Source organism: Agrobacterium sp. YIC 4121 (genome assembly GCF_002008205.1).
GTDB lineage: Bacteria > Pseudomonadota > Alphaproteobacteria > Rhizobiales > Rhizobiaceae > Agrobacterium > Agrobacterium leguminum.
Genome location: NZ_MRDI01000006.1, coordinates 341,730 through 356,237, shown reverse-complemented (window position 1 = coordinate 356,237; position 14,508 = coordinate 341,730). Strand labels below are relative to the sequence as shown.

At 58.5% G+C, this 14,508-nt stretch carries 10 protein-coding genes and 1 riboswitch; of the genes, 9 read left to right on the top strand and 1 reads right to left on the bottom strand.

Annotation, left to right across the window (positions count from 1 at the left end; all coding sequences use genetic code 11):
• Positions 1–68: 68 nt before the first annotated feature.
• Positions 69–180: riboswitch (TPP riboswitch) on the bottom strand.
• Between the two features lie 182 nt (positions 181–362).
• The 5 genes from BTE54_RS10800 to BTE54_RS10780 are packed head-to-tail and all read left to right on the top strand — an operon-like array spanning position 363 to position 6,151.
• On the top strand, positions 363–614 hold the full coding sequence (locus BTE54_RS10800; RefSeq protein WP_003504852.1) for an acyl carrier protein: 252 nt from the start codon (positions 363–365) through the stop codon (positions 612–614).
• Positions 614–1,795 carry an acyl-CoA dehydrogenase family protein gene (locus BTE54_RS10795; protein ID WP_059759982.1) on the top strand — a complete coding sequence of 394 codons (1,182 nt, stop codon included), beginning with the start codon at positions 614–616 and terminating at the stop codon, positions 1,793–1,795. Before BTE54_RS10800 ends, BTE54_RS10795 begins: the two co-directional genes overlap by 1 nt.
• 4 nt (positions 1,796–1,799) lie before the next feature.
• A complete protein-coding gene (locus tag BTE54_RS10790) occupies positions 1,800–2,708 on the top strand; it encodes an amino acid--[acyl-carrier-protein] ligase (RefSeq protein WP_078052418.1) in 909 nt (302 codons plus the stop codon).
• Positions 2,709–2,714: 6 nt separating this feature from the next.
• Positions 2,715–3,698, top strand: coding sequence for a DUF1839 family protein (locus tag BTE54_RS10785; RefSeq protein WP_078052417.1), 984 nt, complete (start codon positions 2,715–2,717; stop codon positions 3,696–3,698).
• Positions 3,695–6,151: a glycoside hydrolase family 2 protein gene (locus BTE54_RS10780; protein WP_078052416.1), complete on the top strand. Its 2,457-nt coding sequence runs from the start codon at positions 3,695–3,697 to the stop codon at positions 6,149–6,151. Before BTE54_RS10785 ends, BTE54_RS10780 begins: the two co-directional genes overlap by 4 nt.
• Positions 6,152–6,171: 20 nt before the next feature.
• Here BTE54_RS10780 and BTE54_RS10775 read toward each other — a convergent pair whose 3' ends face one another.
• Positions 6,172–7,977: an alpha/beta fold hydrolase gene (locus tag BTE54_RS10775; protein ID WP_198939123.1), complete on the bottom strand. Its 1,806-nt coding sequence runs from the start codon at positions 7,975–7,977 to the stop codon at positions 6,172–6,174.
• Between the two features lie 344 nt (positions 7,978–8,321).
• On the opposite strand from BTE54_RS10775, the gene BTE54_RS10770 reads away from it, so the two are divergent.
• From BTE54_RS10770 to BTE54_RS10755, 4 genes are all read left to right on the top strand, one after another.
• Positions 8,322–11,039 carry an ABC transporter ATP-binding protein gene (locus BTE54_RS10770; RefSeq protein WP_065656996.1) on the top strand — a complete coding sequence of 906 codons (2,718 nt, stop codon included), beginning with the start codon at positions 8,322–8,324 and terminating at the stop codon, positions 11,037–11,039.
• A 43-nt stretch (positions 11,040–11,082) separates the two neighbouring features.
• A complete protein-coding gene (locus BTE54_RS10765) occupies positions 11,083–11,538 on the top strand; it encodes a cyclic nucleotide-binding domain-containing protein (RefSeq protein WP_065656995.1) in 456 nt (151 codons plus the stop codon).
• Between the two features lie 190 nt (positions 11,539–11,728).
• On the top strand, positions 11,729–12,589 hold the full coding sequence (locus tag BTE54_RS10760; protein WP_078052414.1) for an MBL fold metallo-hydrolase: 861 nt from the start codon (positions 11,729–11,731) through the stop codon (positions 12,587–12,589).
• 209 nt (positions 12,590–12,798) lie between these two features.
• Entirely contained in the window at positions 12,799–14,493 is a 1,695-nt protein-coding gene (locus BTE54_RS10755) for an adenylate/guanylate cyclase domain-containing protein (RefSeq protein WP_078052413.1), read from the top strand.
• Positions 14,494–14,508: the final 15 nt, after the last annotated feature.

The following is a 14,508-nucleotide window of genomic DNA, read 5'->3' as shown; positions in this document are numbered from 1 at the left end:
AGACCCAGTTCGAGCCGGAATGATGGAAAATACCGCAGCGCCGACAGCGCAATGCACACGCCAGCCGACCTTCGGTCTTTGCACCGTCCCTACGCCAGTATGAACTGGATCAGGTTCAACGGGTCACTGCGCATGAAAGCAGAATCTCAGCCCCTTGACGGGACACCCCTGGTGAATGGCCACAGCAAAAAACACCGACCGGCATTTGTCAAGGCCGACGATCCATGCTTGGCAAAGGTGCGGGAATGGCGCATGCTGCCGTTAGTTGTAATTAACCTAACGGTTTAGGCGAATATTATCGTTTGCAACGTAACGATAAGCACAAACCATCCTGATGTGAAATTCATGGGAGATACGTCGGAATGAACGCGACTATTCGTGAAATACTGGCCAAATTCGGCCAGCTTCCAACCCCTGTCGATACGATTGCAGATGAAGCCGATCTTTATGCGGCGGGCCTTTCTTCCTTTGCATCCGTGCAATTGATGCTCGGCATCGAAGAAGCATTCGATATCGAATTCCCCGACAATCTGCTGAACCGCAAGTCCTTTGCGAGCATCAAGGCCATTGAAGACACCGTTAAGCTCATTCTGGATGGTAAAGAGGCAGCCTGATGAACGTCACCGTAGCGCCGCAGGATGAAACGCTGTCCGCGCGCGCGGGCCGTGTCGCGGCAATTGCCGCCAAACATGCGGACGAGGTGGATGTCACCGGCCGCTTCCCGCAGGAAGCCGTCGACGCCTTGCGACAGGAACGCCTGCTCGGCATCCAGGTCCCCTCTTCGCTGGGCGGCGAAAGCGCGTCCTTACAGGAAATCGCCGATATCTGCGCCCGGCTCGGTCAGGCATGTTCGGCAACCGCGATGATTTTCGCCATGCACCATATCAAGGCATCCAGCCTGGTGGAACACGGCGAGACGAGCGCATGGCATGCCGGCTTCATGAGCCGCATCGCCAGCGAACAGCTTCTGCTCGGCTCCGCCACCACCGAAGGCGGCATTGGCGGCAATCTGCGCAACTCCATCTGTGCAATCGAGGTCGAAGGCGATTTCTGCCGGCTGGAAAAGGACGCCACCGTCATTTCCTATGGCAGCAATGCCGATGCGATCCTCATCACCTCGCGCGCCCACAAGGATGCCGCGCCCGCCGATCAGGTGATGACGGTCTTTCTGAAAAACCAGTACACGCTGGAAAAGACCCATGTGTGGGATACGCTCGGCATGCGCGGCACCTGTTCGGATGGCTTCCTGTTTCGTGGCGAAGCACCGGCGGCGCAGATATTCCCGAAACCCTTTGCGGAAATCGCCGCACAATCCATGCTTGCAAGCTCGCATCTCCTGTGGAGCGCCGTCTGGTACGGTATCGCCTCGGATGCCGTGCTGCGCGCCCAGTCTTTCGTCAGAGCCGCAGCGCGCAAATCGCCCGGCACCGCTCCTCCCGGCGCGATCCGCCTTGCCGAGGTTTCCACCAAGCTGCAGGTCGTGAAATCCAACATCATCGCCGGCATCAAGGCTTACGAGGACACGAAGAGCGACCCCGAAAAACTGATGTCCATGGCCTTTGCCGTCGCCATGAACAATGTGAAGATCTGCTCTTCGGAAACCATTCTTGAGATCATCGACCACGCCATGCTGGTCTGCGGCATCATGGGCTACAAGAACGGCACGCCCTATAGCCTCGGTCGCCACCTGCGCGACGCGCATTCCGCCCGCCTGATGATTTCCAACGACCGCATTCTCGGCAATTCCGCCAATCTCCTGCTGGTTCACAAGCAGGACACCAGCCTCTTGGGATAAAACCATGGACATGCAAACATCGTTTCTCGATCGACTGTTCGAAGAAGGCCTGCTGATTGAAACCGGTGTGGACGGTCTTTATGGACGCAGCGGCCAGTTCGAGGATGTCATTGCCGCCTTCGAGAGGCTGATCGACCGCACGGGCGGCGCTGACGGCGCCGAAGCGATCCGTTTTCCGCCCGGCATCAACCGCGCCTATTTCGAAAAGAGCGGTTATATGAAGAGCTTCCCGCAGCTCGCCGGCACGGTCCATTCCTTCTGCGGCTGTGAGCTCGACCATGTCAGCCTGCTGAAAACCATGGACGAGGGCGGCGACTGGACCAAGGACCAGAAAGCCACCGACATCGTGCTGACGCCGGCGGCCTGCTACCCGCTTTATCCGACGATTGCCAAGCGCGGCGCACTGCCTGCCGGCGGCGGTCTCTATGACATCCAGTCCTATTGTTTCCGCCATGAACCCTCCAAGGACCCGGCCCGCCAGCAGCTTTTCCGCATGCGCGAATATGTTTGCATGGGCACCGAGTCCGACGTCACCGAATTCCGCCAGACCTGGATGGATCGCGGCGTGGAGATGATGAAAGCGGTCGGGCTAGACGTCACCATCGATGTCGCCAACGATCCCTTCTTCGGCCGCGCCGGCAAGATGCTGGCCAACAACCAGCGCGACCAGAACCTGAAATTCGAGCTCTTGATCCCGGTCACATCCACGACCAGCCCGACGGCCTGCATGAGCTTCAATTATCATCAGGATGCCTTCGGCCAGAAATGGGGCCTCAACCTCGCCAATGGCGATGTCGCCCACACCGCCTGCGTCGGTTTCGGCCTTGAGCGCATCGCGCTGGCGCTGTTTGCCCATCATGGTCTCGACGTGAAGAAATGGCCTGCGAAGGTCGTGGAAACGCTCTGGGGCTGATCATTCATGCGGCAGATTTTTCCCGGTCTCGATCCCAGAAACTATGTGCAGCATCCGCTCCATTCCTCCGAGAGAATGTGGCCGGAGACCAATTGCTACATCGATTTATGGATCGAGGTGCTGGCCTCGAAAGGTCTGCCGCCGGAAGCCATGTTCGGTTTCACGCTCACGCAGGATTTCGAAGGCGACCAGTTCACCTTCTTCAAGGTGCCGCTGGAAGACCTCGAGGCGCTTTATGGCGTTCGCGCCACCGAACTTGCGATCTTCGACAGCGTGGAAAACCACATCGAGGCGCAGCTCGCACGCGGACGCATCTGCCTGATCGAGATGGACAGCTTCTATATGCCGGATACCCATGGGGTGGGCTACCGGAAGGAACATGGCAAGACCACCATCGCCATCAACCGGCTCGACCTCGCGAAGCGCGAACTCGACTATTTCCATAACGCCGGCTTCTTCCACCTTTCAGGTGAAGATTTTGACGGCCTGTTCCAGCATCATCTGGCCGAGACCGACCCGCCATTCCTGCCCTATACCGAATTTGCGAAATTCGCGGATAGCAGCCCCTCGCCCGCACATATTCGCAAGACGGCCGAACGGCTCCTGAAGTTTCATTTTTCCAGACGGCCCTCCGCCAACCCGCTCCGTGCTTTTGCCGGCGTTTTTCCGGCGCAGGTGGAAAAGGTCGCTGACCGACCCTTCGGCTTTTTCCACAAATATGCCTTCAACACGCTGCGCCAGCTCGGCGCCAATTTCGAACTGGCGGCAAGCCACTTCGAATGGCTGGACGCGGAGGGTTTTTCTGAAGCAAGAGACCACGCGCTCAAGATTTCCGAGGTTGCCAAGACCGTGCAGTTCCAGCTCGCCCGCGCCGTCACGCGCCGCAAATTTGATGCGCTGGCCACCGTGCTCGATCCGGCAGCGGATGCGTGGGATGGTGTGATGGAAGCGCTTTCGACTAAACTCACTGATGCCAGCGAGGCCGCGTGAGGACTTATCTTCCCGGCGAAAGCGAGGAATTGCTGAGCGAAGGCTGGACGCTGACGCTGACGCCCGCCGATGCCTGCGAGACGCCGTCCGATATTCCCGCATCGCTTGAAAGCCTTCACGTCTCCGTTCCCGGCACGGTGGCGCAGGCTCTGGAAGCGGCTGGAAAATTTGACCGCCTTGCCCCGGCGCCTCTCAATGACAGGGATGCCTGGTATCGGCTGACGATGATTTCCGAAACGCGCGAACGCGCCACCCTGCGCTTCGACGGTCTCTCCACCATTGCCGAAATCTTCTTCAACGGCGAGCTGATCGCCGCGAGCCAGAGCATGTTCGAAAGGCTGGAAGTGCCGGTCGAACTCACAGGCGCGGACGAGCTTTGCATCTGCTTCCGGGCGCTTGCGCCGAGGCTTGAAAAAACCGGTCCACGCGCCTGCTGGCGGCCGCAGATGATGAATACGCAGGGGTTGCGGCTGATTCGTACCACCGCACTTGGTTACATGCCCGGCTGGTGCCCGGAAATCCACGCCGCCGGCCCATGGCGACCCATCAGTCTGATCAGACAGGACGCGGTGCTTTGCACGCTCCGATCTTCGCTGGACGAGGCAGGAACGGGAACGGTCGCCATCTCGCTGGAAACCAACCGGCCCATAAAATCGGCACGGCTTGGCTGCGCGGGTTACAGCGCCGATCTTTCCAGGGATGAGAACGGCAAGTTTTCCGGCGAACTCCATATACCCGAAGTCGAAACATGGTGGCCGCACACCCATGGCAGGCCTGCGCTGCACGACACGCTTTTGGAATTGGACGGCGAACAACATAGGCTGGGGCGTACCGGCTTCCGGCGGGTCGAGATCGATCATGGCGAAGACGGTGAGGGTTTCGGCCTCACGGTGAACGGTCAGCCGGTCTTCTGCCGTGGCGCGGTCTGGACAACGGCCGATATTGTGCGCCTGCCGGGAACCGGGGCGGATTATGAGCCATGGCTTCGAAAAGCCGCGGAAGCCGGCATGAACATGATCCGCATCGGCGGCACCATGGCTTATGAGACTCCGGAATTTTTCGCGCTTTGCGACGAACTCGGCATCATGGTCTGGCAGGACGCCATGCTCGCCAATTTCGATTACCCGGCAAAGGACGAGAGCCTGCGCCAGCATATCGTCACGGAAATCTCGCAGTTCCTCGAAGCCACCGCGCTTTCTCCATCGCTCACCGTCTTCTGCGGCGGCAGTGAAATGTACCAGCAGGGCGCGATGCTCGGTCTGCCGGAACAGATATGGAAGGGAACGCTCACCGAGGAGGTTCTTCCGGAACTCCTTGCCGAGAAGCGGCCGGACACAGCCTATGTCGCCAATTCCCCCTCCGGCGGCGCATTGCCCTTTTTTCCCAACGTCGGGGTCGGCCATTATTACGGCGTGGGCGCCTATTGCCGCCCGCTGGAAGATGCGCGCCGCGCCGATCTGCGCTTCGCCGCCGAGTGCCTCGCCTTCGCCAATATTCCCGAACAGGAAACGCTGGATAGATATCTACCCGGCGTGGCCGTGCACGATCCGCGATGGAAGGCACGCGCACCGCGCGATCGCGGGGCATCCTGGGATTTCGAGGATGTTCGCGACCATTATCTAAAGCTGCTCTACGATGTCGAACCGGATGTTCTGCGTCGCGAAGACGGCGGCCTTTATCTCGACATGTCCCGGGCCGCCACGGCCGAGGTCATGGAGGCGACTTTCGCCGAATGGCGGCGCAGCGGCTCCTCCTGTCAGGGCGCTTTGGTCTGGACCCTGCAGGATCTCGTTCCCGGCGCAGGCTGGGGTGTCATCGATGCGACCGGCAGGCCCAAATCCGTCTGGCACGCGTTGAAAAGGGCGTTCCGCCCCATTCAGGTTACTTTTTCCGATGAGGGCACGAACGGGCTGGATATACACCTCGTCAACGAGACCTGCGACGGCCTCGAAGCCATGCTGGAACTGACCTGCCTGCGCGAAGGTGTGCAACCCGTCGTCCACGCCAAACGACCGCTCACGATTTCGCCGCGACAGAGCCGGACCATTGCCGCAACAGATTTGTTCGGGGCCTTTTTCGATACGACCTATGCCTATCGTTTCGGCCCTCCGTCCCATGATGTAACGGTCGCCCGGCTTCGCGACGTTGCGACAGGACACGTCATCGCCGACGCATTCCATTTCCCTCTGGGCCGTAAAAAGGCGCTGCACGCCGCGAACCTTCAGGTCGCGATCGGTGAAACGAACGGCAACTGGTCTCTAGAAATCGGCACGGACCGGCTGGCGCAGTCCCTCCATGTCGAGGTGCAGGGTTATTACGCCTCGGAAAACTGGTTCCATCTCGGCCCAGGCGAAACAAGAAAAATCAGCCTCCTGCCGGAAACCCCGGCGACGGAAACCCCTCCTTCCGGAGAGGTCGTGTCACTGGGTTCCAGGCGGCGATTTTCCTTCTAAAGCATGACGGCCAGGCATTTTTACCGCAAATGCGCGAGAGCCAGCCGCTTCACCGCGTCGATATAGATTTGTCTGGCTTCCGGCGTTGAAAGATTGTGATCGGCATCGGGAATAATGGTCAGCGACACGTTCTTATAGGCGGCCAGTCCCTTGCCATTGGCGTCGAAGTAATATTGGAAGTGCTCCAGACCATCGTCGTTGTCGCTGTAGAGCAGATGAACGGCGGTATCATTCGCCTTCAATTTGTCGAACGCGCCATAGACGGCACGCCCTTCCTCGCTGCCCCTGCGGAACAGCCTCGCCGTTTTTGTCGAAAGCCTCTTGATCGTCGCCTTGACGATGTTCAGCCCCGCACTTGCCACATCGACATCGCCGCTGATGAGACGCTTGAATGTCGCGCCCTGACGAAAACGCTGGCTGTACTCCCCGAAGGAACGCGGGCGTTTATGCAGGGCCTCATCCACCGAGCGGCCTTTACGCCAATGGAAGACGACCGGATTGACCGCGACCACGGCGTCGATCCGCTCATCGGCGATTGCACCGTTGAAGGCGAGATAAGCGCCGCTGCACCGGCCCGCCGCAATGAAAGGTCCCTTGCCGCGCTTGCCGAGAAAATCGAGCGCGGCAGCCACGTCGTCATTCTGCGCGGCATCGTAAAGAACCTGCTCGGGCACGTTTTTGACCGGAGGGCTGTCGGCAATATTGGCCGCATCGAAGCGCAGCGATGCCACCCCCTCGCGCGCCAATGTACGGGCCATCTGCACGGAAAGCCTGCCCCAACCCGCATGCCGGTCATAGGCGGCGCCAAGCAGAAGAACCGAAGAAACCACCTCCCGGTCGTCAGGTCCGCAAAAAATACCGAAAAGCCGTCCGCCTTCTCCAAATTGGACCGGCTGCTCGACAAAACCGCGCCCACGCTGCGGGGCATTGACTGTGAAATCCTCCGGGGGGATCGCCGGACTCTCGGCATGGGTCTGGGAGAGCACCCAATCGACCAGCCGGTTGACCACATCGTCGGATATTTTCGAAAGCGTAGGGCTGGAGACGAGATCGTCGTAACCTGAAAACTCCGCCTCCTCCACCGCACCGCCAATCGCAATGAGATGCCTGGCGAAATCGGCATCGGTTACGCGGCCCGGCCGAGAGAGCGCCAGAATGCTGCGCGCCGGAGCAGCGGTCAGATTTGAAAGATTGGCCTTCCTGATCGCATCCGCAACACCGGCAGGCATGGCCATGCCGGCAATCGATCCCGCCTCCGTCATCCGTTGCGCGGGCCGAAGACCGAGGCCATCGTCGATCATGGAGGACCACATCGCCAGCTCACGCAGATAGGCGCGGCCGGAAACGACAGGCGCCAGAATCGCCATGGAGCCCACTTCAGCCGCATCGGCAAACGCCTGAGCAGCAATCAGGCAGCCGAGGCCCTGAGCGACAACGACCACTTCGGCGCAGCCGGAAAGACGTTTCAGACAGTTGAGCGCCACGCGCGCGTCGGAAATCCAGTCCGCTACACGGCCCGTATCATCAGGGTCGAAGGCGTCACCCGCGCCAAGATAGTCGAATCGCAGGCTGGCGACACCGCAAGCGGCCAGCCGCTCGGCCAGTACCCGTTGAAACTTGCGGCTACACAGCTCCTCCATGCCCCATGGGCTGACGAAAAGAACGGCATGGCGCTGTCTGACGTCCTTGCGCGCCGGATGGAAAATCCCTGTGAGCCCATCAAAAGAGACCGGATGCGCAACCGCCCCATTCGAGGCAATGCCGGAAAGCGACAATGCATCAAGAGACGGATCGCTGCCTGTACGCTCTGAAATATCTATCGCCATCCGCCTTGCCATCATTGTGCCAGTGCCTGGCTCAACCATTACGGGATCATTGTATCGAAGCGTCTTACCGCCTGATCTACAATAAAAACAACAACATTAGAGAAGTCTAAAAATATAGTCGCATTTATATCCATTGCCGCCCGTACGGTGCAAAAATGAACGCCGGGATGGCGGGCAAGTCCAGGCGGGGCCGCTATTTTACTCGAAACCGCTTGAATATACTGATAAATAGCGAGTCCCATACCTATTTGCAGGAGGAGGTTGCGCCACCCGGCCACCGGATCGTCTAGACATCGCGCAAACCAACACGCCGGGCCACGCCCGACAGGTCATAGAAGTTTTATATGGAACAAAGCCTTACGCGTTATATCTGGTCGCACACGAGGCGGCAGCAGCTTTTCATTCTGCTGATCGTGGCCCTGTCGATGATCCCCTATTTCCTCGCCTTCGATCTGCCCAAGCAGATCGTCAACGGCCCAATTCAGGGGGACGGTTTCGAAGGGGCGAATGCGACGCAGCTTTTCATGCATCTCACGGTCGATATTCCCTACTGGGGCACCGTGACATTATTCCCCGGGCTCGAGCTCAACCGCATGTCGATGCTGATGGCGCTCAGCCTGACGTTCCTTGCGCTTGTCATCATCAACGGGCTCTTCAAATATTACATCAATACCTATAAGGGCCGCCTTGGCGAGCGGCTTCTGCGGCGCATCCGCTTCGAACTCATCGACAAGATTCTGCGGTTCCCACCCTCCCATTTCAAGCGGGTCAAAGGCGCGGAAATCTCCAGCATGGTGAAGGACGAGGTGGAGCCGCTCGGCGGATTTACCGGCGACGCCTTCGTGCAGCCGGCCCTTCTCGGCGGCCAGGCGCTCTCCGCGCTCTTCTTCATTCTCGTTCAGAATTTCTGGCTGGGCCTGATCGCGGCTTTCATGGCTGCCATTCAGGTGGGCATCATTCCCAAAATGCGCCGCCGCCTCATCGAGCTTGGCCGCCAGCGGCAGCTGAGCGCCCGCCAGCTTGCCGGACGCATCGGCGAAATGGTTGACGGTATCGGCACCATCCATGCCTATGACACGTCCAATTACGAGCGCGCGGATGCCTCGCACCGGCTCGGCGACATCTTCAAGATCCGCTACGATCTCTACCAGTGGAAGTTTCTGGTCAAGTTCATCAATAACTTCCTCGCACAGCTCACTCCCTTCTTCTTTTATGCGCTCGGCGGTTATCTCACACTGAAAGGCAGCCTCGATGTCGGGCAGCTGGTCGCCGTCATCAATGCCTATAAGGAACTGCCCGGACCGCTGAAGGAACTGATCGACTGGGATCAGGCGCGTCAGGACGTGCAGGTGAAATACGAGCAGGTCTTCGAGCAGTTCGATGCCCCGAACATGATCGACGAAAAGGTGCAGAAACTGTCTCCCGGCGCCGTCGCGGCGATCAGCGCCCCGATCGTCGTCGCCAATCTGACGCTGGAGGACGACAGTGGCAGCCGGCTTCTGGAACAGGCATCGCTGAAGGTCGAGCCGGGCGAGGTGATCGCCATCGTCGGCGGCTCGGGCGCCGAGGCGCTGGCGGATGCAATCGGCCGCACGCTCTGGCCAACCTCGGGCAAGATCAGCATCAACGACGTCGACATATTGGAACTGCCGGAATCGCTGACCGGGCGGCGCATTTCCTATGTGTCCTCGGACAGCTATTTCTTCCACGCCAGCCTGAAGGACAACCTGCTTTACGGCCTCAAACACGCCCCGCTCGCGGACAGGAACTATGAGGGGGCAGCGCTGGAACATCGCAAGTGGGAAATCCGCGAAGCAAAGATGGCGGGCAATCCGCTGATCGATATCAACAGCGAATGGATTGACTACGCTTCGAGCCCGGCCGGCGACGGCAGGCCGGAAAATCTCATCCAGGCCATTCTGGCCGTCCTCGACAGCGTGGAACTGTCGCAGGATATTCTGGAGTTTGCGCTGCGGTCCTCGATCGACCCTTTGACCGACCTGCATCTTGCCGCGCGCATCGTTGAGCTGCGGCATGTGCTGCGTGCGGAGCTCGAAAAGGAAAATTTGAGCGGCCTCATCGCACCCTTTGAACTGGAAAGCTATAACAGCGAGGCAACGGTCGGCGAAAACCTGCTGTTCGGCACCATGCGGGATTCTTCCCAGACAATCCGAACCGTCATCGAAAGCGACTATTTCCGCTCCCTGATGCGCGAAACCGGCCTCGTGAAAACCCTGTTCGAGATGGGTTACACGATTGCCGAAAACATCGTGGAAATCTTCGCCGACCTGCCGGGAGACCACCCCTTCTTCCAGCAGCTTACCTTCATGACGCCTGACGACATTCCGGTGTATCAGCAGATGCTGCAACGCCTTCAGAGCCGGAGTTTCGACGAGGCCAATGAAAGCGAAAAGCGCGCAATGCTGCGGCTCAGCTTCTTCTACATCGAGCCTCGCCAGCGTTTCGGCCTGCTGTCGCCGGAGATCATGAAGCGGATCGTCGAAGTCCGGCACATGTTCCATGAGAACCTGCCCGACAGCCTGAAAAACGTGATCGAAATCTACGATCCGACCAAATATATGAGCGCTACCAGCCTGCTGGACAACATCCTGTTCGGCAAGGTCAGCCATCGCTACACCGACGCCTCGCGGCGCATCACCCGCATCGTCGCCGATGTCATGCGCAAGCAGGGTGTCTATGAGCGCGTGCTGGCGGTGGGCCTGGACTTCAACCTCGGCGCGGGCGGCAAGCGGCTCGGCCCGCTCCAGCGCCAGAAGCTCAATCTGGCACGGGCGCTGATCCGCAAATCCGATTATTACGTCTTCAACCGCCCTCTTCCCGGCCTCGATCCCCGACAACAGGAGGAAATTGTCGAGCGGGTCATCACACTCCTGAAACAGAACAACAATAACCCGTCGATCATATGGGTTCTGTCGAACGCGACGCTCTCCCGCATGTTCGAGCGAGTGATCGTTGTTCATCAGGGCCTGATCACCGCCGACGGAAGTTACGAGACTCTCGCCGAGGAAAACGGTACATTCAAGGACATGGTCGCAACATAAATCCAAGAAGGTGACCGAGGTGGAACAAGAACAGGGTAAGTCAATGCTGTTTAAAGACGAAATTCAGATGCTGAAAAGGGTGCCGTTTTTTTCGGAAATGGAACCGTCAAAGCTCAAACTACTGGCATTCGCATCCGACCGGGTGTCCTATCATGCTGGCGACGTCCTGTTTCGTCAGGGAGATGTCGGCGATGCGGCCTATGTCGTCTTGACCGGAAAAGTTGATGTTCTGGTCGATTCCCCATCGGGCACGCTGAAAGTGGCCGAAATGACCGGCAATGCCATTGTCGGCGAAATCGCTATCCTCTGCGATAGCGTCAGAACCGCGACCGTTCGCGCCTCTACCAATGTGGAAGCCCTGCGCATCGGCAAGGAACAGTTCTTCAAGCTCATGTCCGATTTCCCCGACATCACGATCAAGGTCATGCGCGTTCTGGCCGAACGCCTTACCCAGACGACGGCGGAACTGAGCAAAGCGCGGGCAGGTGCCCGGACATAAACGACAATTCCTTGCTACCTTGAATGGCGATATTGGAAAAATAAATGTCGTACTATTGCAATATAAATGAAATGCTGACTGAATAAGGGGTAAAGGCGTCCGCCAGAAACGAGCGGATATAAGAATCTATAGAGACAACGGGCTTCATGGGAGGAAAGCGTGCAAGATTCCGTTGTTATTGGGGTGTGTCATGGCGTTCGATTCCGACACAGCAAGTCGGGAAAGTAATAGAAATTTTCGGGTAAAGATCTGGGGTGCGCGGGGAACGCTTCCTGTTTCAGGTGAAAACTTCCGAAAATACGGCGGGAATACCATCTGCATCGAGGTGAGATGCGGCGATCACGTTCTTTTGTTCGATGCGGGTTCGGGCTTGCATCCCGCTGGCCTTGCGCTGCGGGCGGAAGGCATTACCGACGTCAACCTGTTCTTCTCGCATTGTCATTACGACCACATTGTCGGCTTCCCCTATTTCAAGCCCTTTTATAACAGCTCCAACGATGTCGCCATCTGGTCGGGCCACCTCGCCGGCACGATGACCACCCGGGAAATGCTCAAGGACTTCATGAGCCCGCCGTGGTTTCCCGTGCCGCTGGAAATCTGCTGCGCAAAAATCGACACGCGGGACTTCATGCCGGGCGATACGCTCGATGTGCATCCCGGCCTTTCGATCAGAACAGGAATGCTCAACCATCCCGGCAACGCCATCGGATATCGGCTGGACTGGGAAGGAAAGTCCCTCGCCATCATCACCGACACCGAACATGAGCCGGGCGATATGGACGAAACCGTGCTCGACCTGATCAGGGATGTCGACCTTTTCCTCTATGACGCCATGTTCACCGATGAGGAAATGAGCCTTTATCGCGGCTATGGCCATTCGTCCTGGCAACAGGCGATCCGCCTCGCCAAACACGCCGGCGCAAAAAATGTCGGCTTCATCCACCATGCACCAAGCCGCGGCGACGAAGAACTGGACACTATCGAAAAACAGGCGAAAGCTCAGTTCAGCGGCGCCTTCGCGGCGATGGACGGCCAGATCATCGAGCTCTGACGCAATCTGGCTCCGGCGAGGTCGACCTGTCCGACCGCTTTTTTGAAACCCTGATTTCGACAACTCTTGCCATGCGGGCGTTCGAACACGCACAATTGACCGTTTCCGATCGATTGCTCCACGATATTGCCACGAGACAGCCTGCAATAAGGGTGCCACCGCATACTACATGATGATTCTGCGCTGAATGACCACATGATGGGATTTGCATGATCCGTTTCTTTTCGGAGACCAATTTGAGACGCGCCCGGATTTTATCCGGCCTCATCATATTTGCTTTCGTATTTTCCCATCTTTTCAATCACTCCCTCGCACTCATCTCCATCGATACCGCCGAACGGGCAAGAAAATGGTTCAGCCTGATCTGGCTTAACCCCGTCAGCAGCCTGCTTTTTTACGGTTCGGTTCTGGTGCATGTCTGTCTTGTTCTGCGCTCGCTTTATCTGCGCAGAACGCTGCGCATGCCGCTCCGCGAAGCGCTTCAGGTCATCTTCGGCCTGTCTATCCCGTTCCTGATCATCGGCCACGCCGTCAATATCCGTGTGTCGCATATGCTTTATGGCATTGATGTCGGCTATTACTCGGTCATCCGCAGGCTGTGGATCAACAACCCGATACAGGGCGCCTGGCAAAGCCTCGCCTTGATCGTGATCTGGGTCCACGGATGCATTGGCCTCTATTTCTGGCTGCGCTACCGGGACTGGTATCCGCGGATAGCCGGGCTGTTCATGACGGTGGCCGTGATGCTGCCGCTCCTGGCGCTGCTGGGCTTCAGCGATGCCGGCCGCTGGCTGGCGGAAATCGATGAAAAATACGCGCTTCCGCCCGGACTTGCCGACAATACGATTCAAAAGGACGAGCTGCCACTGCAGCGGGAAATGGAAACACGGATCCGTTTCATCACCGGCACGGCGGAGACATTGTTCGTCGGCGCGGTAATTCTGGTTTTCGCTATGCGTGGCGTCCGCAGCTTTCGGCAACGATTGACGGCAATCGAAATCCGCTATGAACATGGCGCGCAGGCACACGTACCTGCCGGGCTCAGCATTCTGGAAGCCAGCCGCCTTGCGGGAATTCCGCATTACTCCGTCTGCGGCGGCAAGGGACGCTGCTCAACCTGTCGCGTCAAGGTTCTGAACAGCAAAGGCCCGCTGCCGCCACCGGGAGACATCGAGCAAACCACATTGAGGCGCATCCATGCCGATTCGGATGTCCGGCTCGGCTGTCAGCTACGCCCCACCAGCGATATTGATATCGCCCTTCTCGTTTCGCCGCCCCAGCAAAGCGACCTGCCGGCCGATGCACAACCGGCCCGCCCCGGCCGGGAAGAAGAAATCGCCATCCTCTTTTGCGATCTGCGCAACTTCACCACGCTTTCCGAAGCGAAACTGCCCTATGATGTCGTCTTCCTTCTGAACCGCTATTTCACCATCGTCGGCCAGGCCGTCGAACAGGCGGGAGGCCATCTCGACAAATTCATCGGCGATGGCGCCATGGCGCTTTTCGGACTTGGCGAGGACGCGGAACATGCCTGCCGCAACGCCATGAAGGCGGCCGCGACCATATTGCGGGATATAGCAATCCTGAACGAGGGGCTGGAGAAACAATTCGCCGTCCGTCTGGAAGTCGTCGTCGGCATTCATTCCGGTCCGAGCATCGTCGGGGTCATGGGATATGGCGCGGCCAAAACCCTGACGGCCATCGGCGACACCGTCAACGTGGCAAGCAGGCTCGAATCCAAGGCCAAGGAATTCGGTGCAGCCATCGTTGTTTCCGAACCGGCCATCGTTCAGGCGGGACAGGAGATTGCCGATCTCAGAAGCGAAGAAATCGCCATCCGCGGCCGCAACTCACAAATGAAGGTCTTCCTGCTTTCGAAAGAAGAGAGCGAGCGCTATTTATGAGATAGCCCCGACACA

Coding starts and splice junctions, on each gene's coding strand:
- BTE54_RS10775 (WP_198939123.1), bottom strand. CDS start 7,977: ATGGCGATAGATATTTCAGAGCGTACAGGCAGCGATCCGTCTCTTGAT.
- BTE54_RS10760 (WP_078052414.1), top strand. CDS start 11,729: ATGGCGTTCGATTCCGACACAGCAAGTCGGGAAAGTAATAGAAATTTT.
- BTE54_RS10800 (WP_003504852.1), top strand. CDS start 363: ATGAACGCGACTATTCGTGAAATACTGGCCAAATTCGGCCAGCTTCCA.
- BTE54_RS10755 (WP_078052413.1), top strand. CDS start 12,799: ATGATCCGTTTCTTTTCGGAGACCAATTTGAGACGCGCCCGGATTTTA.
- BTE54_RS10795 (WP_059759982.1), top strand. CDS start 614: ATGAACGTCACCGTAGCGCCGCAGGATGAAACGCTGTCCGCGCGCGCG.
- BTE54_RS10790 (WP_078052418.1), top strand. CDS start 1,800: ATGGACATGCAAACATCGTTTCTCGATCGACTGTTCGAAGAAGGCCTG.
- BTE54_RS10770 (WP_065656996.1), top strand. CDS start 8,322: ATGGAACAAAGCCTTACGCGTTATATCTGGTCGCACACGAGGCGGCAG.
- BTE54_RS10785 (WP_078052417.1), top strand. CDS start 2,715: ATGCGGCAGATTTTTCCCGGTCTCGATCCCAGAAACTATGTGCAGCAT.
- BTE54_RS10765 (WP_065656995.1), top strand. CDS start 11,083: ATGCTGTTTAAAGACGAAATTCAGATGCTGAAAAGGGTGCCGTTTTTT.